Here is a 19,223-nt window from a genome sequence, read left to right as displayed (position 1 = left end):
GAGCGGGGCCACATCCGGAAAGCCTGCTATCGGCTCTTAACGCTTGTTCGTCATCACCCCAAGAGGCAATTCCTTCACCGGCAAGCTAACCGGTTCTCCGAGTTGGCTGCTAAGGTCCTGGCCACGGTGGTCCCATGGGGACTTGGGCCTCACATGCCTGCATGGTCCATGTAAGCATGGATGAGCCTTGCCCATAGCCACCGGAGCCCGGCACCTTAGTCACCAACGCAGGGCAAGAAGGCGGAGGCTATCGTTCCATCCTCCCCCCCACCCCACCACAACTCAACCACTATACTAGGCAAAGAGCCCCTTGACCAAGTCCGTGGCGGACACCGCATCCGGGGCATAACCGTCAGCGCCTATCTCCACAGCGAAATCGCTGGTAACCGGCGCCCCGCCTACCACGACCTTAACCTGATCCCTGAGATTGGCTTCCTTAAGGGCGTCAATTACATCCTTCATTACCAGCATGGTAGTGGTCAGCAGGGCCGACATGCCCACCACCTGCGCCGAATGCTCCTTCACCGCTTCAACAAAGGCCTCAGCAGAGACGTCCACCCCAAGGTTCTTCACGCTGTACCCCTTGGACTCAAGGAGCATGCCCACAAGGTTCTTCCCGATGTCATGCAGGTCACCCTTGACTGTGCCAATCACCACGGTCCCGGCTCCGGCCCTTTCTCCCCCCAGTATCGGCTTTACGAGAGCAAGACCTGTATTCATGGCCTTGGCAGCCATAAGAACCTCGGGAACGAACATGTCGCCCTTCTTGAAGCGCTCACCAACCACGTTCATCCCGGCCATGAGACCGTTGTCAATGATCTCCAGGGGTTTCAGGCCGCCATCCAGTGCCTTCTTGACTCCCTCCTGGGCACTGGTGACGTCGCCTGCCATCACAGCGGATGCTATGTCTTCAAGATGTGCCATTGCCTTCTTCCTCCTTGGCTTTATTTCCCGGGGCTCCCATTCACCTCTCTGGGGATGCCTTCCAATCTGGCGAACCCTCAGGAATGTGCGACCCTGGTCATCTCGCTCAGGATCCCTGGCGCCTGGCATCGTCCACGCCCGCCCCGGCAGTCCTGAGGATTCCCCTGAGGGCCATGTCTACTTCTTCTGCCAGGATTCCTTCTTTTCCTTCCGAAAGCACCTCTATAGTTTTCTTCGATACCCTTTCCTGAATGCTCGCTCCCCGGCTGGCCCAGATCTCATAGTTATCCCGGACGAGGATCTCTCTTCTCCAGTATCTCCGGAAGTTACGCAGGGTGTGCTCGCTGCTGAGGAAGTGCCCGCCGTGACCAGCCTCCCCTATGAGTCCAACCAACCCGTCTATGTCGAGGTCATCCGGCACTAGCAGCCCCTGGAAACCCTTGCTCACGATGGCGAGGGCTCCGAAGATCTCATCGTCTAGGAGTACCTGAGCTGGCCTGTAGACACCTCCCGAGTCCATTCCCCCGCACCCGAACACGATGTCCGCCTGGGACATTACCGGTGGTGTGAAGGCCCCTTTTTCGAACCCCGCCTGGAAGTCCGTGTCCTTTGCATCCGTTGCCATCCCGCCAGTCATGGTTGGTAGGCCATAGCGCCTGCCCAAACGGCACGCCTCAGCATTCAGCAGGGAGTATTCAGGTACGCCCAGTGCCCCTATGCCAGTCTTCATGTCCATTACGGCGTTCTCCAACCCGTATATCACAGGTGTCCCGGGGTGTAGGGCCTGTATCATGACGATGCCCCCAAGCACCTCAGCATTCCCCTGCACCAGCTGTCCCACGGGGCTCGCCGGGCACGAGGCCCCCGCCAGGGTCATGGAGTAGACAGTAACGGGCACCCCGTATGCCGCCCACGTCATCATGGCGGTTACGGCCTCCTTCCCGAAGCACAGGGGGCTGGTAGGGCAGTAGAGCGTGGACATGATGGGCTTCTCTTTGAGACCCTCCCTAGACCCTGCCACCAGGGATACCATCTTCACGGCGGTCTCCACCTGGCCTGGGTCAATGGTCCTATGCAGGATGTGCTTGTCTGTACCGCTCAAGAGCTCGTAGAACTCCACCAGATCGGAGTGGACGCCCCAGTCACATGCTGACACCACCGGGCGCACAATGCTGACATTGGTGGCGACATGCTGGAGCCGGGTGAATTCCGCCACGTCCTGGCGAGTAGAGTAGCGTTTCTTCCCCGTGACCCGGTCGACCACGAACACACCTTCGCCACCCCCCATGAGCCTTGGCGTGCCGTCGCCCAGCACTAAAGAACCGCCATTCCTATCCCAGAGAACACAACGCTCCGGAAGCCTTCCCAGCGCATCCATGATGAACCCCTGTGGGAAACGGACGATTCCACCCGGAGAAACCAACGCCCCTTTCTCCCCTAGTGCCGCGACTACGCCAGGTGCATCTACTCGAAGACCGATCTCCCCAAGGACCCTGAGGGTGGCCAGGTGAATCTGTTTAAGTTGGTCTTCTGCCACATCCACACCTCCACTTGGCAGCCTGTCAGGGGGACCCTCGCAGGATCTCAAGGGTGTCTTCCAGGACACCCTGTTCTCGCCTAACGGCTGTTCTCAGATCCCTCTTGACCTTCGCAATCTTGGGCGCCAGGCGTGCCAAGAGCTCAGGGCCGCCAGTGCCAGACCGGGCAAGACTGTGTTCCTCATGGACATCTACGTAGTCCACGACCCTCGATTCGCCCCAGGAGGCTTGAGTATCACGGTAGGCGTCAACGTGTACCCTCCGGTAGGCGGGGTAAGGCAACAGCCTTCCCCAGGATAGGGAACGCACACCTTCCAGGGCACCCGCCGCCCCCGGCAGGTCGCCGCTGCGAGCATTTTCCCACGCCTGCACTAGGGCCTTCAGGTCTTCGCCAAGACCCTCATGGGGGTAACAGGTATATCTAGGCACCTCACCGGTAAGGGCCATCAGGCCTGACTGTAAAGCCGCCTGGGCGCGAAGAAGAACCCCTTCCCATGCCTGAAGGGCCACTTCGTCTCCCTCTCTCAGGCTCTCGCTCGCCCTTACCCTGAAACGAGCCCAGGCCACTAGGAGATCCCCCCAAGCTTGGGCCAGCCCCGGGGGAACGCCGCCTGGGAAGGCATCCAGCAGGTGGGAAAGCCTTGCTCCAAGGTCAATGGGGGCCAGCGGCGCTTGATCCAGTGCTACTATCAAGGCCAGGAAACACTGGGCTGTCCCCTCCAGCTTGGCCGGGTCGAAGTGCTCTTCATCGTCAAACTGGGTGTGGTACACGTTGACGGCGTATCCTGTAGGGTCCTCACTGCCCCACCAGTTGACGGCGGTGGGTATTCCCGCCGCCGCATAGACCCAGTCGTCAGACCAGCCAAAGGGCGGCACTCTTACCCTGGCACCCGCTGGGTAACCCGGAATAGCACTGAGTCGCCCGGCAGTATCCTGAATGAAGCCCCGGAGTTCCGGTGTGGTGGCGATTTCCAGGAGCTGCCCAGAGGGGTAGCCCAGGAGCTCCAGGTTGAGATAGGCCCGGGTGGTGCCTGCCCAGCCCGGGTGCTGGCGCATTGCCTGGTGCGCTCCCCAGAGCCAGCTGAAGCAGGAGTGCCATGTCCCAGATTCCTCCGCACCGTGAGCCACGAATACTAGGTCATGCTTGGGCTTGTAGCCCGAATCCAGCAAGGCCTTGGCCATAGCCAGCATTGTGGCAGCACCCGCCGCGCAATCCATGAAGCCTGTGAACCAGGCGTCGAAGTGATCGCCAATGATGATGCGGTGCTCCCTCCCATCGCCGGGGATATGGCCCACTACATTGGCGCTTGCCGCCCCATCCAGCCGTGTCGCGGAGGAGCGCAGTGCAGCTGTGAAGGGATCGTGCAGGTTCATCCGGCGCCTGAGGTCCGCCGCATCCTGGCGTCTTATGCTCAAGACGGGTATCCTGGGGTTAAAGGTGAGCTCGTTGGCGTGAAGAGCACCCTCCTCCTGCGCGAAGGAGTTGGCATTGTGCACCACTACAGCCAGGGCTCCTTTTTCCTCCAGCAAGCAGACGGGAAAGGATAGCCTGGGAAAGACCAGGTGATCCATTTCTAACAGTGCGATGGCACCCCGCACATCGAGGGCCTCAAGTTCGCGTAGAGTGCCATTCGCAGCGAACACCACGGGGGCCTCCAGGGTGTCTCCTCCGGTACCGGGGGATGGGCAATAGGATACCAGCTCAGGCTGTTTTGCAGGATTACTGCCCTGTGAACGTCCCTAGAGGCAGAAGGCCGGGTCTCACCCCCTTCCTCCATAACGAAGATACCCGTGCCGTCCGCCATGACCAGGGGCGCCTCTTGGGATAGTGTCACCGCCTGCCCTCCGGGGGCATGAAGATGTACCTCCCTCGGGGCCTGGGACACCAAGCCCTCTAGCACTTCAGGGGGAAACCGCACCGTTTCGCCTTCAACCATGAGGCCGGCGCCTGCGAGAGTTGCAGCCATCCCCCTGTCGCCAATCCCGTGAACCCTCAATCCCGTCCTGTACAGGATCCTGAGGGTGGCATTGTGGATACCCTGGAAATCCAGGGTCCTAAGCCTCATGTGCCCTTCCCCATAACTGTCGTGACCTGCTCTGTTTCGTAGATCTGGACTGCCCGGCGAGAGAGTTCGGATAGGAAGCGAACCGGGTCAATGCACTCTTCCGGAGGCAGTGCGCCCTTGGCCTCAACCTCTCCCCGGCCTATCATCTGAGCCACGATGGACGGAGGCACCCCTATCTCATAGGCCAAGGCGCTCACACCCCAGGGCTCATAGGGATGAACCACCACATCAAGGGAGAGCACCGTCTCCCGCCCATCCTTGGTCCCGCGGGCCTGGACCTTGAGGTCATCGACTCCGAAGACGGGTTCCTCCTTGAGATGACGGGCTATCGCCGCAGTCACCACATCCAGGGGTGACACCTTGCAGCCATTTACCACAACCGGATCGGACTGGGTAAGCCCATAGTCCACAATAACCTTGACCTTCTCCATCACCGCAGGATCCCAAGAATCCTTGTAGCTGACCTCCTTGACCCCTTTGATGGTGTAGGGAACAGTGGCCAGTTCGGAGTGGACGATGGGATAGGTTGTACAGGTACCCACAGGTTCACGGAAGGTAACGTCTTCCGCCTCTGACAGGGGCGGGATCTCCTGTATCTTTCCACCCCGGAACACGATGGCATTCTTCGTGGCCTCATCGAGAATGGTACTGATGGCAAAGCCAAAGGACTGTCCTACCGTGGTAGACCCGAACCTGATGCTGAGCTGGTCCACGCTGTCCAGTTTATTAGCCAGGTACCGGCAACAAATGTTTGAAGTTCCTGGATCAGAACCCATCCCTACCACAACCAGGATCCCCGCTCTCATTGCCTCTTCATGGACGGCCAGCTGCCTGCGGGTCATGTGGTAGAGCCCTCCCAGATCCAGCATGGAAACACCGGCCTCCATGGCAGCCCTCATGACCAGCAGGTTGAACCTGTAGAGGGTAGCATTCACGCACACGTCCGATGTTTTCATTAACCGCACGGTTGATCCGTGGTCCGTAACGTCACATGGTTCTATACTCACCTTGGGGCTCCCCAGTGACCTGGCAAAGGCTAGGGCAGCCTCAAGGTTGTTATCGCCCACGATTACCCGGGACACGTCATCGCTCTCTGCCAGGTCCCTAACGGTGATTTGCCCCATGGCCCCTCCTCCGCCAAGCACGAGTACTCTCACGGCGAAAACCTCCTTTTCGGACCTGACTCCCCCCTTGTGGCTCACCCGGCCCAGGCCGAGGGCTCTAAAGGGGGGGCTCCATTCCAGTCGTGGATCTAAACACATCCCTCATGGCCTCGAGCGCCTCCTTGGCTAACGCCCGGTCCAGCATCAGCCTCTTGAATCTCCCGGGCTCTCCGGGCCACCCGCTGGCCGATGCTCTCACGACCTTCTTCCCTCCAGAAACCGTAGAGATTTCTTACGAAGAGGTCCGGCTGCCAGAAGTCCCTGCAATGGTGGAAGGTATGTGGCTTGTCGAGGAAACCCCCACCCGGCCCAACCTCCCGGATGAGATCGGCCACCTCTTCCAGGTCCTCTCTAGCCTGGCCCAAGGCACGCACCCTCTTAACCATGGAGAGGATCTCATCGTCCATGACTAGGCACGGCGGGTAGTAGTTGTTGGCGCTGTCCATCTCCCCCGCCCCAAAGAGAACATGGGACTTCCCCATCCCCCCCAGGAAAGAGCAAGCCTTCTCGAATCCCATCTGAACGTCTAGATCTTTGGAATCGGTCTCACCAGCACCTCGCAGTGTTGGCAGGCCGTAACCCCTAGCCACCTCCACTGCAATGGCGTTGGCCGTAGCCACCTCGGGGGAGTCTACTACGGCTATCTTGATGACAGGCACTCGTTCTCCCCTCCCCCGGCAAGGTACGAATGTGTCCTAGTTCACCGGGAGAGTCTCCCCCTCCTGCCCAAAATGACTTCTAAACCCAAGTCAACATTGACTTAGCCGTTCTTCTTGCTCCCTCATGGCACAAAATATAGCAGGACCTCGCCTTTTTAGGACACGGTCCTGTTTAGGAGCCCTCCGTTTGAACCGGCTTTTCTCTGACCAGCTATTGCGCACCCGGTTTGCGGGGCACTGGCTGCGCTTTCAGAGTCCCAAACCAACCCCAAGTCGCAAAGGCCACTAGGCCAAGAGGGGTGGTGCGGTGAGATCAGGTGAGGTATGCCCTTCTCACGTGCTCATTCTCCATGAGCTCCAGGCTGACACCATCCAGAGCCACGCGGCCCGTCTCCAAGACGTAGGTACGAGTAGACAGCTCCAAGGCCAGGTAGGCGTTCTGTTCCACAAGAAGCACCGTCTTGCCCATGTCATTAATCTCCTGTATGACCCCCATCACTCTCTCCACCAGTATGGGTGCAAGGCCCAGAGAGGGTTCATCCAAAAGAAGGAGGTCGGGTTCGGACATGAGCCCCCGCGCGATGCTAAGCATCTGTTGTTCTCCCCCGCTCAGGGTTCCCGCCAGCTGGTTCTGCCGCTCAAGGAGCCTGGGGAAGAGCGTCCAGTTGCGTTCCAGGCGCTCCTTTACCAGGGACATATTCTTCACCAGGTAGCCACCCATAAGGAGGTTCTCCAGTACACTCATGTTAGGGAACACACGCCTGCCCTCGGGAACCAGTGTGATGCCCCGTTTGAGGATCTCATGAGTGGGCAGGCCATCCACCCGCTCGCCCTTGTAGTGTATCTCCCCGGACTTCAGGGTGTTAAGTCCCACAATCGATCTCAGTGTGGTAGTCTTTCCAGCACCGTTGGCACCAATGAGGGCAACGATCTCCCCTTGACCAATGGTGAGGGAGACATCCTTCAGGATATGCATGGGTCCGTAGTAGGTGTTTATCGAGCGGGCCTCAAGCACCTGTATCCCTCCTCCGCTTCCTGCCGAGGTAGGCTTCAATAACCCTTTCATTGTTCCGGATTTCCTCAGGGGTCCCTTCGGCGATCTTCTTCCCGGTATCAAGCACGATAATCCGCTGGGACACACCCATGACCATCTTCATGTCATGCTCTATGAAGAACACGGTGATGCCCTTCTCCCGGTTAACCATCCTTATGAGCTCGGTAATCCGGGCGGTCTCCGAGGGATTCAACCCAGCCGTGGGTTCGTCCAGCATCAGAAGCAGGGGATCGCGCACGAGGGCCATGGCCAGCTCCGTCCTCTTTTGATCCCCCAGTGAGAGGTTCTCGACTCTCTCCTGGGCGATCCCCTCAAGCCCTACAAACCTCAGTGTGTCCTGGGCCTTCTGGCGGTTCTTTAGCTCTATCTCCCTGGTCTTGCGTATAGAGAAGATGACATCCCATAGAGGCACCTCACTGGTCAGGTACTGAGCCATCATCATGTTTTCCAGGACAGACTTCTTCCAAAAGAGGGATGTGATCTGGAACGTCCGGCAGATCCCCTTCTTGGCTATCTCCCACGGCTTTATCTGGGAGAGCTGTTCACCGTGAAGGTGAATTGAGCCGGAGGTTGGCGGGTAGACGCCGGTCAGGCAATTGAAGACCGTGGTCTTGCCGGCCCCGTTCGGCCCGATCATGCTGAGGATCTCCCCCTGGTTAATGTGGAAGCTCACGTTGTTGACTGCGCTGAGACCGCCAAAAACCTTGCCCAGTCCCGAGACATCCAGTACGGTCTTTTCCACCTGTTCCACGATGCCCCCTACCCCCTTCTCGCAGGCACGCCTGCGGCGGCCACTCTTCTCCGCTGTGAGAAGATCCGCCTTGCAACGCCCACCAGTCCCTCTGGCATGAAGAGGACCGAGACGATCATCACAAGTCCGTACACTACCATCCTGTACTGTGAGACCACACGCAAGAGCTCCACGCTGACACCCAGAAGGATGGCTCCGATGATGGGGCCCGTGATGGTGCCCATGCCTCCCACCACCGCCATTGCCACAGCCGCGGCGGATTCAGGGAAGACAAAGGTATCCGGGCTGATGAATCTCATGTAGTGCGCATAGAAACTCCCAGCCATCCCACAGAAGAACGCAGTCACCATGAAGGAGTAGATCTTGATCTTCGTGGCGTTGATGCCTATCATCTGCGCTAGCATGAAGGTCTCACTCCGGATGGCCCAGAAGGCCCTCCCGATGTGCGAGTTTATGATCCTGTAAAGCACGTACGTGGAGATGAGAATAATGCCCAAGAGGAGGTAGTAGTAGGAGAGGCGGCTGTCGATGGACGCCGACAATGGTCCTATACCTATCCTCCCGGGCCCCGGGATTCCCCTGATGCCCAGAGGGCCGTTGGTAACGCTGTACCAGTTGACGAACACCAGGCGGGTGATCTCACCAAAGCCAAAGGTGGCTATGGAGAAATAGGGACCTATCAGGCGAAGGCAAGGGTAACCCAGGACAAAACCGAAGACTGCCGCCACGAACCCTGCTGCAGGCAGAGCCAGCCAGAAGGGAAACCCCCACTTCATGGTCAAGAGGGCGGAGGCATAGGCTCCTATCCCTGAGAAAGCGGCAGCCGCCAGGAAGAGGTTCCCTGTGAAGCCTGTTACCAGGTTTACCGAGAGGGCCAGCAACATGTAGTAGCCCGTGAGCAGGACTATGTGCATATAGTAGGAGCGGGTGACGACCATGGGAAGCGCCAGGAGAACGAGGAAGAGCATGGCAAGAGGCAACAGTCTTGCCACCCGTGCATTTCTCATCGTACCGCCCTCCTTGGTTTCAGGTCGAAATCCTTTGTCTGGCTGCCAATCGAGTACATGTCAGGCCCCCTTCTGCGCAATACGCCCAAAGAGGCCTTGAGGGCGTATCCACAAGATGACGATGATCATCAGGTAGGCTATGAGGTCCCTGTACTGAGTGGCCAGGAAGCCAATGGCGAGGCTCTCGATGACACCCAGCGTGAAACCCGCGAATATGGAGCCCATCACGCTCCCCATGCCTCCCATGACTACCACGGCGAAGGCCTTTCCCACAGCCCAGGCGCCTACGCGCGGTTCAATGACAAAAATGGGGCCGACCAGCGCCCCCGCAAGCCCTGCCAGGCCCCCGCCAATTGCGAAGGTTACCTCGGCAATCCTGTTAATGTTTACCCCCATGAGACGCGCGGCCTCCCCATCCTGCTCGACCGCCCTCATGGCCCGGCCAGCCCGGGTTTTCTGGATCCAGTAGTAGACCGCGCCTATGATCATTACGCCGACAACCAGTGTCATAAGCCGCTGGCCGCTGATGGAAAACAACCCCAGCCTCATGATCTTGCCAGTCAGGGGTGTGGCCAGCTTGTATGGGGTACCCCCAAAAAGGGCAAGTACGATGTTCCAGACAAATATGGACACCCCAAGGGAACACACGATGGCATTGACAAAGGGTTTCCCCCGGACGGGGCGAAATACGAGCCACTCGTACAGAAGGCCAACGAAAGCCACCATGAGAACAGTGAGGATTACCGCAACGTAGTAGGGAACATTCATCATCGTGTACGTTATCACCAAGGCGTAACCGGCCAGCATGTACAATTCCCCGTGGGCCCAGTTCATCTGCCGGAGAATGCCGAACACCAAGGTGAGTCCGACCGCAACCATGGCGTACACGCCGCCGATGGTCAGGCCGTTAATGAACTGCTGGAAGATGACGGAAAAAGTACCCACAGGCATGCGCCCCCTCGGTATTCTTCTTCCCTGCAGTCTGTCGACTTGCCTAGGGCGTCAAGGCAGGAGACAGTGAGTGACAAGTCTTGCTGGTATTCAGAGCCAAGCCCCTCCGAAAACAGCCCGCCCGTTGGGAGCGGGCCGGGGGATAACCCCGGCCCGCATCGCATGGATTTAGGGATCCCAGCGCCCAAGTATGACTCGCTTGCCTCCCTCAACTCGCACGAGGTAGAGGCCGATCTGAGCCTGTCCATCCTCATTGAAGTGCATTGGCCCCTGGGCTCCGGTGAACTCTATGTCCAGCATGGCCTCTCTGAGTTTCTCCTGGTATGCCAGGTCCTGGCTGGGCGGCTCACCCACAGTCTCCATTGCCGTCTTGAGAATGTACACGGCGTCGTAGGCTGCAGCGCCAAACATCTCGGCCTCAAGCCCGGAGAACTCTACGAAGGCGTCTCTATAGTGCATGGATGCTGGGTTATTGGGATCGGGCTCCCAGTAACTTACGTGAACCATGCCCTCTGCGGCTTCCCCTGCCAGTTCCAGGAACCTGTCACTGGCGAAGCCTCCCAGCCCTATGAACTGGACATCCATGCCGATCTCCTGGGCCTGGGTCACTATCTGGCTACCCTCGGTAATCAGTGCCACCAGGAAGATGGTGTCCACGCCCTGAGCCCGCAGTTTTGTCAGCTGGCTAGAGAATTCTGTGTCACCTATCTGGAAGAACTCCGGTTTCAGCACCTCGACGCCGTCCTCGGTCATGATTTTCGCCCAGATATCGGCGCCTCCCCGGCCATAGTCATCGTCCGAGGCAATGATGCCTGCCTTCTTAATGTCCAGGTTATCCCTGACCCAGTTCGCGTTGAAGCTGGTCTGCATGGTCTGGTTTGGCACGTTCCTGAACATCCAGGGGCTGGCAGGGCAGACGGCATCCGCCACGGCCACAGGGGTTATCTGCACGATATTGGCTCTCTTGCTTACCTCCAGGTTTGCCAGGGTGGCTGTGCTTGTGAAGCTTCCCACGAGCATGTGCACACCGTTGTCGTGGATGAGCTTCTCAGCTGCCGAGACCGAGTCCGCAGGAAGGGCTCGATCATCCTCGACAATGAGCTTGATGCTGTACGGTTTCCCGCCGATGTTGACCCCGCCCGCCTGGTTGATCTCCTGCACCGCCAGGCGTGCGCCCTCACGCATCAGCTGGCCATAGTAGGCAATGGAACCTGACAGGGGGCCTATGAGGCCCATGAGCACTTCACCCGCGGCCTCGGGGGCCTCCGGTGCTTCCTCTTCCTCCTCCTCAGGTGGTGCCTCAGCTGCAGGGGTACACCCCGCAACCCCAACCCCCACCGCTACAAGCAGCACCAGTATAAGCCATGCCGGTAACAGTTTCTTCCTGAGCACTTACCTTCCCCCTCCCTTATTTTTATCTCACTTCGGCTCTGGCACGTGTTATGGTGTCTTGCGTGCCATCACGGCTTGGACCCTAGCCCTACCTCGTTGCTGCACCAAAGTGTCGCCGCTTACTGGTCTCTATGGCCCCTGCCCAACCCCGGAGGACCCTGCAACGTCCTAGCACGGGGTTTCTTCTCGCTCTACAGTCCCCGTATGGCACCCCCCCTTTCAAACGGTGTTGGTGTGGAGAAGATTCTTAGTTGATTCCCCAGCGAACTTCACCAGACCTTTATCCCCGGGCACAAACTTGGCACACGCAGGTTATAGGGTTCACCAGTCCTGCGGAAATCTCCTCCGAACCCCGAGATCCGGTGACGCCAAGCCCTCCCGCAGGCCTGCCAGGGAGGGCTTGGCGTCGACTCAGTCTTTCAGGCTAGCCAGAAGGCGAAGGGTGCCAGGAGAAAGATGGTGAACACGGCTCTCTCCACGTAGATAATCGTCAGGTTCTTGAAGGACATCGGGATCTTCGAATCCAGGATGAGCACCCCCACCTCGCTCAGGTAGATCAAACCAGTAATGGAGATGCCAGCGCACATGAACTTCGCTACCCGGGATTCCACACCTGAACCGATAATGCCCGCAAGGAACTGATCGGGGTAGGCTAGCACGAAAGCGGAGGCTGTCTTGGCAGCCTCAGGGATGCCCACCAGGCTCAACAGCAGGTAGAAGGGATAGGCGATCCATTCAAAGACCGGGGTATACATGGCGATAACCAGCGCAATGGTCCCCCAAGCCATGACTAGGGGCGTTGTGCTCACGTAGATGGTAAGGAGTGTCTTGTATCCCGTGGTCAGTACCGCGGCCAAGCTGGACTTCTCAGCCCTTTTTACGGCCGTCTTCACTGCCCACTCATGCATCGTGGCTCCCTTTGGGAGTTCCTCGGTAATCTGCTGGCCTACCTTCTCGTAGTAGGTATCCGGCACCCTGGATAGCGGCCATATTCTAGGCATCACCACGGCCAGGATCCCCGAGACGACGTATGTGGCGAAGAGCAGCTGGAAGTAGCGGTCGGCAAGGCCGACAACACTAGCCATGACGTAGATATAGGCTATGCCGACGATGGAGAAGGTAGTGGCAATCACCGCTGCCTCGCGGCCCGTGTAGTATCCTTCATCATACATCTTACGAGTCACTATCACTGCCACCGAGGGGCTTCCAAGCCATGATGCCAGGCAGTCGATGGCTGACCTGCCGGGCAGGGTGAAGATGGGCCTCATGGTGAACCGGACAAGCGTTCCCACATACTCCATCAGCCCGAAGTCGGTAATGAGGGAGATAATGAAACTGGTGAAGACGAACAGTGCAACGAGGATGGGTATGAGAACGAAGGCTGGTGTACCCCCAGTGTCAACGTGCCATATGAACTCAGGCCCGATGGAGTAGTACACCATGATATAGAGTATGCCTCCTAGTGCCCGGGAAACGTACCATAGGGGGCCAACGTCAAACAGCTGCCTGAGAAACTCGTTCTTCATGATAAAGCCAGGCTTGAAAAACACCGTTATAAGGGTGAGTGCCGCTGAAGCCACCACGATGAGCATGCCAATGAAGGGTAACTGTTCCTTGAGAGCCGCTCTGACGGCGTCCATCATGATCCCAAGGATGATAGTGAGGGTGCCGTCCTTGGGTATGGGGAGGAGGAAGATGGCTGTTCCAACCAGAGACGGTACTATGAAACGCAACAAGCCCACAAGAGAGTATGAATCCTTAGAGCCATGTTTGGTCACTGGAATCTGCCCCTTCCTTAGGGTTTTCCATTGACTGTTATACAGCGTCTCTTTCTAACGGGAAGGTGAGGCACCTCGGAGCTCCGCCCCCACGGGTGAACATCTCCAAGCTTGGATCCAGGACTTCGAAGCCGTGAGCCCTGAGTTTCTTGTTGACGTCCTCGTTTTCCTTGAACGAGAGTATGGTCTTTCCATCAATGGACAGGACGTTGTTCTTCAGCTCCATTGCCTCGCTGGCGGAGACCTCGATCATTTCGAAGTGCTTTTGCTCTAGTAACCTCAAGAACTCGCCGGGCAGGCCCTCCTTGCATAGCAGGCACACCTTCTCGGCCAAGACCACAAAGAGGAGGTCGAGGTGGAGGTACCTGTACTCGAAATCCACCGGGAGAACCTCAATGCCTTTGGGCTCCAGGAGCTCCTTGATGGAATTGACTCCTTCCATTGAACTCCTGGCGCCAACGCCAATGGCCAGGGTGTTGCTGTCCAGGAAGTGAATGTCACCGCCCTCAAGGGAACCGCAAGCCACCTGTCCAAGCACGGGTACATCCTTTTGCCGCAGGTATGTTTCGTAGAGGTCGTCCTCCCCCATGCGCACGGGCATCCTGAACCTGCCCATCAGGACCCCGCCGTCTAGACCCTTCCCAAAATCCCTGGAGTAGACCATGTAGTGATGCGGTTTGCTGGGTTCGATGTACAGCACCTCGACGCCCGCAGACCTCAGGGCGCTGGCCAATTCCTCATGCTCTTCCAAGGCTTTCTTGTGGTCGAACTTCCTTTCCAGGATGTTCTTCTTGGCCACTTCGTTGATGGGCTCCCACTCGAAATAGGTTGGCTTGCACAAGAGGACCTTCCTGAGCCGCCCATACTCGTTGTCCCTGTAGCCCATGACATCCATCTCCTTTCGTCCCGTGCAGCTATAGATGCTGTAGGCCGGGACCCTGTGCCGTTGTCCTGCCCTTCTCGTTAGATCGGGTGTGGCTAGGGGCTCACCCCCTTCCTGTGTTCTTGGCCCTACCTCGTTACGCAGGTACCCGTCAGGCCCTGGAGAGCCTCCTCCGCATTGAAGAGGGAGGTTATTATCGCCCGCTCCCCACCGTTGGCAACAAACCTCATGGCGGCTCTTACCTTGGGTTCCATGCTGCCGGAACCGAAGTGGCCCTCCTTGAGGTAGCGGCCGGCCTCCTCGACGTTCAGCGTGCTCAGGGGCTTCTCCTGGGGCGTCCTGTAGTTGATGGACACCCTCTCCACATCGGTAAGGACCAGGAATACCTGGGCACCCACGGCGTGGGCAAGCCTCTCTCCGGCCAGGTCCTTGTCTATCACAGCCTCAACGCCTCGGAGGGTCCCATTCTCCCGGACAACTGGAATCCCTCCACCACCGCACGCAATCAACACTACCCCGGAATCTACGAGTCTCTTTATGATGCCGACCTCACAGATTGCCTTGGGATCCGGGGATGGAACAACTCGCCGCCAGCCTCGCCCCGCATCCTCCTTAAGCATCATACCGCTCTTCATCAGGGCCTCAGCCCTGTCCTGGGTGTAGAAGGGCCCGATGGGCTTGGTGGGATTGGAGAACGCGGGGTCCTCCGCATCTACCAGAACCTGGGTGACCAGGGTCGCAACGGGCATGTCAAGCCCCTTGGAACTGATCTCGTTGGCCAGGGCCTGCTGCACCATATAGCCGATCTTGCCCTGGCTCTTGGCCCCGCACACATCCAGCGGCATGGGTGGGACCCTCTCCTTGGCCTCCTCGTTCTGTATGAGAATGTTGCCGACCTGGGGGCCGTTGCCGTGAGTAATCACTACCCTGTGACCAGCCTGGATCATCCGGACCGTGCTCACGGCAGTCTTCCGGACGTTTTCCATCTGCTCTTCCGCTGTGCCCTTCTGGCCGGGCTGGAGCACAGCGTTCCCGCCTAGCGCAATGACAATCGTCTTTGGGTTCATGGGCTCGCCTACGGAACGAACAGGGCCAGGACGGCCTTCTCCGTGTGCATGCGGTTCTCCGCCTGGTCAAACACGACTGATTGCGGGCTTTCGACCACGCCGTCAGTCATCTCTTCGCCCCGGTAGCCCGGGAGACAGTGCATGAATATGGCGTCAGGCTTCGCCTTGGCCATTACCTCCTCGTTGATCTGGAAGCCGGCGAAGTCCTTGATCCGCTGCTCCTTGTTTTGCTCAGGGCCGCCCATGCTATGCCATGTATTGGCGTAGACAACGTCCGCATCTCGCACAGCCTCGTCCAAGTCATCGGTAAGCACGATCTTCGCCCCGGTGACAGCGGCCCTTTCCCTGGCAACCTGCAGTATCCTGGGGTTGGGCTCGTACTTCTTGGGGAAGGCAGCATATATCTGCATACCGAAGGTGCCGGCGCATATCATGCTGGTGTACATGACGTTCCACACATCCCCGGTAAAGGCCCACTTGAGGTTCTCAAGGCGCCCCTTCTTCTCCCTGATGGTGAGGAGATCCGCCAGGCCCTGGCAGGGATGGGTAAGATCGGTGAGAGCGTTTATCACCGGCGTCTTCATGTACTTAGCGAATTCCTCTACGATCTCCTGCCCGAACGTCCTCATTACGAGGGCATCGCAGTAACGGTCCAGGGTGCGGGCGGTATCCTTTATGGGTTCACCCCTGCCCAGCTGCATTTCGTCAGGCCTCATATAGAAGCTCTGGGCACCCAGGTGGGCCACTGCAGCCTGGAACGACACCCGGGTCCGAGTGGACTTCTTCTCAAACACCATGGCAATGGTCCGGCCCCGGAGAAGCTCGTGAGGCTCCCTGCGAGTCCACTGCCTCTTGAGGTCAGCCGCCGTATCCAGTATGTAGGTGATCTCTTCCTTGGTGAAGTCCATTAGAGTGAGGAAGTCTCTTCCTCTGAACCTGTCTCTCATCGATCCGACCTCCAATCGCGTTTTAACTATTCTTTCTACACTGTCTTCAGTTCGGCCAGGGCGATCTCCTTTGTAGTCATGTACGAAAAACGCTCAATTTTGCTGTCCAAGCCTCCAATGACCTACTAGCGGCCCGGTGAGGATCCGCTATGCCCAGTTGTTCACTCCGGACGGTTTGGCATGCTCTAGATAAGGTGCTCGTCCGGGAGGAGCCCGGCATTCTTCCCCTGCATCATGTGGTGGATCTTCAGAGCAACCTGCAGGTTTAACCGCCCCTCGGAACTGTGTAGTGAAACTCCCGTCAATTCGCACACTCTCTTTAATCGATACCGGACGGTGTTTGGATGTACGAAGAGGGACCTGGCAACCTCGACAACGTCCTCCTGGAGCAAGAAAAAGGTTTCGAGGGTCCCCAGCAAGTTGGCGCCATTCCTCCTGTCGTACTGCACCACAGGCCCCAGTGTCTCCCTGTAGAAGGCAAGGGCCTCAGGATCCTCCGAGACTGACGACAGGACACGGTATGTGCCAAGGTCGTCGTGGTGGGTGACTGCGCCCCTGCCCCAGACGTGTTGTCCCAGGGAAAGAGCCCTCCTGGCCTCGGAGTAGGACCTGTTCAGATCCATCACATCCTGGCAGACCCTGCCGACCCCCATGCACACACCCTCCTCTCCAGCCTCCCTCGCCAGGCGCTCCGCGATCCTCTTCCCGAGGGGCAGGAAGTCCCTGCTGTTCTTGAACTTGTGATCCTGGCTGGGCATCAAGACCACGATGATGTCCCGGAGGTCCATCACTATGCAGTCCTGGCGAAGTCCCTCCAGGGCCAGCGCCCTCCTGGCGCTCGGGAGAAGACTCCGGGGGGCCTCGGCGCCAGGCTCGCCTAGCGACAACCGGTGGCCATACCGCTTGATCGCCACGGCAAAGTGGGGTTTGTCCAACTGCCAGCCGAAGGATCCCGCCATGGCCAGTACTGTCTCCCTGGACTCTGCCGTACCGGTGAGCAGGTCAAATAGGAAGTTCCGCTGGAACCTCAAGGCCACCTCGGACACAGCCTGTGTCTTCATCATCTCCAGGGCTGTCACCGTGAGGGCCTGCTCCAAGGCAACGTTGTCATCTTCTGTAAGGGTATCGCCCCCAGGTAACCAGAGCAGGACTGAGGCATGGCTCTCATCGCCCGCCATTGCGTCACAGCACAGGCATGTTACGCCCAGCTGGAAAAGCGGGATCTGGCGGCACCTGCAACCGTGGATGGTCAGCACCAGGGGGGCTTCCTCAAAGACCTTAAGGACCTCGGATATAGGGGGGGTCTCACAAGACGCTCCAAAGGGTACGTGGCAAAGCACCTGGAAACTCCCATCCACTATGGTCACGGGGTGCTGGATGAGTTGGGATAGGCTGGAGGCAATGGCCTGGACCCCATCACCCTTCAATGCAATGGTGGTAAATCTCTTGTGGATCTCCACGGATCTCTCCAGTGCCATCGCCTGCCGGTTGAGGATCTCTCCAAACACAGGCGTTATTACCTCTATCCACGCGATGTCCCCTGGCATCTCGATTATGGGGAGGTCCAGCTCATCCGCGAGGTCCAGCATCTCTTTAGGGACGTTGTCCACAAAACGCTTGAGCTTCAGCGCAAGGCAGGCCACGTCCTTCGCCGCAAGGTCGCTGATGAGTCCTACCTGGGCCTTGGGGTCATCCTTGAGGACAAACAGGTTGCACAAGAGCATCTCGTTGCCCTTCAGCCAGCGTGCTATATCAGGGGTGTCCATTACGGTGACGGAGCCGATCTTCCGCTCCAATCCCCCTGACCCAGCGAGCACCCGGGCCTGCCTGAAGGGCTTCAACGCCAAGGCCTCACTCACGGAAATCTTCATGGGGCCCCCCCCCCCGCATCTTGACCGGTCTGTTCTATCACCCCTTGTCACATGGGATGCGCCCAGGTTTTCGCCAGGCTTAGGGGCAAGTCCTGCTCTGGTCAGGCAGGGGATTAGTGGCATCCAGCCTCTTTTGTTGAAGGAGAACCTGGGCGGTACTGCCATACCTTTGCGGTTGACTAAGGCCCTTCCTCCTGGGCATAACCCTGTTCCTGGAGGAAGTGGACAGGTTCGGGCTCCTCTTGCCACCCAACCCGAGGCGGAGAACTCCACTGCCATTGGGCTGGCCTGGATGAACGGTGAGGTTCGCAGGCACAGGATGCCTGGCCCGCAGGAAAGGCGAAACGGTGATGGAATATAGGTCAGTTGGAGAATGCTCATGACCAGAGGTGATAACTTGATACCCATTATCTCCGTGGTAGGCCGCTCCAAGAGCGGCAAGACCACCCTCCTTGAGCGCCTCATCCCTGAATTGGCTGGCAGGGGCTATCGTGTAGGCACCATCAAGCACGACGTTCATGGTTTTGAGGTTGACCAGCCTGGCAAGGACACCTGGAAACATGCCAGGGCTGGAGCAGTCTCTGTAGCCATCTCCTCCCACGCAAAGGTGGCAGTGATCCGGCGGCTTGAGTCAGAGATGCCCCTGGATGACGTGGCGACACTGCTGGGTGAGGTCGATATCATTCTCACCGAGGGGTATAAGAGCGGTGACAAGCCCAAGGTGGAGGTGCTCGGCCTCCGTGACCCGTCGCCCTTGTACGGGCCAGGAGACAACATGGTGGCACAGGTAGGAAACGGCGAAACGATAATGGGGGCACCGCCCTACATCAACCGGGATGATGCGGCCTCCCTTGCCGATGTCATTGAAAAGAAGTTCTTGCTGGCCGGGAGTGGGTGACTTGCCTGATCGGGGAGGAGGGGCCGGCTAACCCCCCCGCCCCTCCACACCACCCGGCGTGCGGGTCCGCACCGGGCGGTTTGGCAAGGTTGACGAAGTTGCCGGTACGTAGAGAGTAGGCTGATACGCCCTGGGTCTGCCCATAGGGAGAGATAGGGCTTTTGTTTATTGGTCCCCTTGATACACACAGTAACCTTTCCGGGGGTTGGTCGGGGCAAGCTGTTTTACCGCCTCGTCCAGCAGGCTGCTCAGGTTCAGCCGGTGGGATCCATTG

At 58.5% G+C, this 19,223-nt stretch carries 17 protein-coding genes; 1 reads left to right on the top strand and 16 read right to left on the bottom strand.

Features of this window, described 5'->3' with window-relative positions; genetic code table 11:
* Nucleotides 1-294 precede the first annotated feature (294 nt).
* From AB1576_05440 to AB1576_05365, 16 genes are all read right to left on the bottom strand, one after another.
* Entirely contained in the window at nucleotides 295-924 is a 630-nt protein-coding gene (locus AB1576_05440) for a corrinoid protein (protein MEW6081213.1), read from the bottom strand.
* Between the two features lie 106 nt (nucleotides 925-1,030).
* Nucleotides 1,031-2,461 (bottom strand): trimethylamine methyltransferase family protein, encoded by a 1,431-nt coding sequence (locus tag AB1576_05435; GenBank protein ID MEW6081212.1) that lies wholly within the window; start codon nucleotides 2,459-2,461, stop codon nucleotides 1,031-1,033.
* A 25-nt stretch (nucleotides 2,462-2,486) separates the two neighbouring features.
* Entirely contained in the window at nucleotides 2,487-4,106 is a 1,620-nt protein-coding gene (locus AB1576_05430) for a M20/M25/M40 family metallo-hydrolase (protein MEW6081211.1), read from the bottom strand.
* The gene (locus tag AB1576_05425; GenBank protein ID MEW6081210.1) at nucleotides 4,037-4,528 is read right to left on the bottom strand and encodes a trimethylamine methyltransferase family protein; all 492 of its coding nucleotides are present in this window, start codon (nucleotides 4,526-4,528) and stop codon (nucleotides 4,037-4,039) included. Before AB1576_05425 ends, AB1576_05430 begins: the two co-directional genes overlap by 70 nt.
* Complete coding sequence (locus tag AB1576_05420; protein ID MEW6081209.1) at nucleotides 4,525-5,685, bottom strand: saccharopine dehydrogenase C-terminal domain-containing protein; 1,161 nt, start codon at nucleotides 5,683-5,685, stop codon at nucleotides 4,525-4,527. Before AB1576_05420 ends, AB1576_05425 begins: the two co-directional genes overlap by 4 nt.
* A 95-nt stretch (nucleotides 5,686-5,780) precedes the next feature.
* Nucleotides 5,781-6,350 (bottom strand): trimethylamine methyltransferase family protein, encoded by a 570-nt coding sequence (locus AB1576_05415; protein ID MEW6081208.1) that lies wholly within the window; start codon nucleotides 6,348-6,350, stop codon nucleotides 5,781-5,783.
* Nucleotides 6,351-6,663: 313 nt separating this feature from the next.
* Nucleotides 6,664-7,326 carry an ABC transporter ATP-binding protein gene (locus tag AB1576_05410; GenBank protein ID MEW6081207.1) on the bottom strand — a complete coding sequence of 221 codons (663 nt, stop codon included), beginning with the start codon at nucleotides 7,324-7,326 and terminating at the stop codon, nucleotides 6,664-6,666.
* A 31-nt stretch (nucleotides 7,327-7,357) separates the two neighbouring features.
* Nucleotides 7,358-8,155 (bottom strand): ABC transporter ATP-binding protein, encoded by a 798-nt coding sequence (locus AB1576_05405; protein ID MEW6081206.1) that lies wholly within the window; start codon nucleotides 8,153-8,155, stop codon nucleotides 7,358-7,360.
* Nucleotides 8,156-8,163: 8 nt separating this feature from the next.
* Complete coding sequence (locus AB1576_05400; protein ID MEW6081205.1) at nucleotides 8,164-9,162, bottom strand: branched-chain amino acid ABC transporter permease; 999 nt, start codon at nucleotides 9,160-9,162, stop codon at nucleotides 8,164-8,166.
* 60 nt (nucleotides 9,163-9,222) lie between these two features.
* Nucleotides 9,223-10,107 (bottom strand): branched-chain amino acid ABC transporter permease, encoded by an 885-nt coding sequence (locus AB1576_05395; protein MEW6081204.1) that lies wholly within the window; start codon nucleotides 10,105-10,107, stop codon nucleotides 9,223-9,225.
* A 174-nt stretch (nucleotides 10,108-10,281) separates the two neighbouring features.
* On the bottom strand, nucleotides 10,282-11,505 hold the full coding sequence (locus AB1576_05390) for an ABC transporter substrate-binding protein (protein MEW6081203.1): 1,224 nt from the start codon (nucleotides 11,503-11,505) through the stop codon (nucleotides 10,282-10,284).
* 419 nt (nucleotides 11,506-11,924) lie between these two features.
* Nucleotides 11,925-13,283: a YjiH family protein gene (locus AB1576_05385; GenBank protein ID MEW6081202.1), complete on the bottom strand. Its 1,359-nt coding sequence runs from the start codon at nucleotides 13,281-13,283 to the stop codon at nucleotides 11,925-11,927.
* 37 nt (nucleotides 13,284-13,320) lie between these two features.
* Entirely contained in the window at nucleotides 13,321-14,169 is an 849-nt protein-coding gene (locus tag AB1576_05380) for an arginine deiminase family protein (protein MEW6081201.1), read from the bottom strand.
* A gap of 125 nt (nucleotides 14,170-14,294) precedes the next feature.
* Nucleotides 14,295-15,233 (bottom strand): carbamate kinase, encoded by a 939-nt coding sequence (gene arcC / locus AB1576_05375; GenBank protein MEW6081200.1) that lies wholly within the window; start codon nucleotides 15,231-15,233, stop codon nucleotides 14,295-14,297.
* An 8-nt stretch (nucleotides 15,234-15,241) separates the two neighbouring features.
* Nucleotides 15,242-16,180 (bottom strand): ornithine carbamoyltransferase, encoded by a 939-nt coding sequence (argF, locus tag AB1576_05370; GenBank protein ID MEW6081199.1) that lies wholly within the window; start codon nucleotides 16,178-16,180, stop codon nucleotides 15,242-15,244.
* Nucleotides 16,181-16,365: 185 nt separating this feature from the next.
* Nucleotides 16,366-18,051: a PucR family transcriptional regulator ligand-binding domain-containing protein gene (locus tag AB1576_05365; GenBank protein ID MEW6081198.1), complete on the bottom strand. Its 1,686-nt coding sequence runs from the start codon at nucleotides 18,049-18,051 to the stop codon at nucleotides 16,366-16,368.
* Between the two features lie 379 nt (nucleotides 18,052-18,430).
* Here AB1576_05365 and mobB point away from each other — a divergent pair, with 379 nt between their 5' ends.
* A complete protein-coding gene (mobB, locus tag AB1576_05360; GenBank protein MEW6081197.1) occupies nucleotides 18,431-18,949 on the top strand; it encodes a molybdopterin-guanine dinucleotide biosynthesis protein B in 519 nt (172 codons plus the stop codon).
* Nucleotides 18,950-19,223 lie beyond the last annotated feature (274 nt).

The organism is Bacillota bacterium (genome assembly GCA_040754315.1).
Taxonomy (GTDB): domain Bacteria; phylum Bacillota; class Sulfobacillia; order DUSP01; family JBFMCS01; genus JBFMCS01.
The sequence above is the reverse complement of the archived record's forward strand: the minus strand, read 5'-3'. Positions and strand labels throughout refer to the sequence as shown.